The sequence below is a fragment of the Phormidesmis sp. 146-33 genome (assembly GCF_052939515.1).
Genome location: NZ_JBJPHU010000296.1, coordinates 1 through 1,039 on the forward strand (window position 1 = coordinate 1; position 1,039 = coordinate 1,039).

1 protein-coding gene is annotated in these 1,039 nt (G+C 50.6%); it reads left to right on the forward strand.

The features are described 5' to 3' along the window. Positions 1–48: 48 nt before the first annotated feature. On the forward strand, positions 49–984 hold the full coding sequence (locus ACJ2PR_RS36080; RefSeq protein ID WP_446880668.1) for an IS5 family transposase: 936 nt from the start codon (positions 49–51) through the stop codon (positions 982–984). Positions 985–1,039 lie beyond the last annotated feature (55 nt).

A 1,039-nucleotide genomic window follows, 5' to 3' on the forward strand; every position in this document is an offset into this window, starting at 1 on the left:
GGAGGGTAGAGACATGGTAAGTTTCAATTACCACACCAAAACTACGCCATGAAACCTCAATACCGCATCCGCAACTGGTCTGAGTATAACGCTGGATTGAAGCAGAGAGGAAGTCTCACCTTCTGGATCGAGGAGTCTGTGCTGGAGGCATGGATTGTTGAGGATTTAAGCGGTAAGCCCGGAGCATCCAAGCTTTATAGCGATTTGGCAATCCTGACGATGGCGACGTTGAAAGCCGTGTATCAATTAGCCGGACGGCAATGCCAAGGCTTCGTGGAATCCATTTTTGAGTGGATGGAGATTGATTTACCCGTTCCTGACCACAGCACTCTATGGCGACGATTGGGTCAACTCTCGGTTGAACTGCCGGTGGTGCCGAAGGAGGGGTCTCGTCATGGGGTGGTGGATTCAACGGGGGTGAAAGTGTATGGCGAAGGGGAGTGGAAAACCCGTCAACATGGAGTGAGCAAACGACGCACCTGGCGCAAACTGCATCTGGGAGTCGATGAGGCAACGGGCGAAATCTTAGCGGCGGTGGTCACAACCAACGATTTCCATGATGGAGAAGTGCTCAACGATGTGCTGGAAGCCATTGAAGAGCCGATAAACCAAGTCTCTACCGATGGTGCGTATGACCATCGCCATTGCTATGACGAGATTGAAGCCAAAGGAGCTAAAGCCGTCATTCCTCCGCGCAAGGATGCCAAGATTTGGCAGCATGGCAATCGTAAAGGCAAGCCTCATCAACGGGATGAGAATCTGCGTTCGATTCGTAAGCATGGACGCAAACGCTGGAAGCGCGACTCTGGCTATCATCGTCGATCGATTGCAGAAACCACCCTGTTTCGCTTCAAAACGATCTTTGGCGGCAATCTCAGTGCGCGTCAATTTGACAATCAAGCGGTGGAGTTGTTCATCAAATGTGCTGCGCTCAATCGGATGATTCAGATTGCCAAGCCTGATAGCTACAAGGTTGAAGCTTAATACCAAGACTATTCCAATGCGGATCTGACCGTTTTTCTAATCATGCAACAAAGCC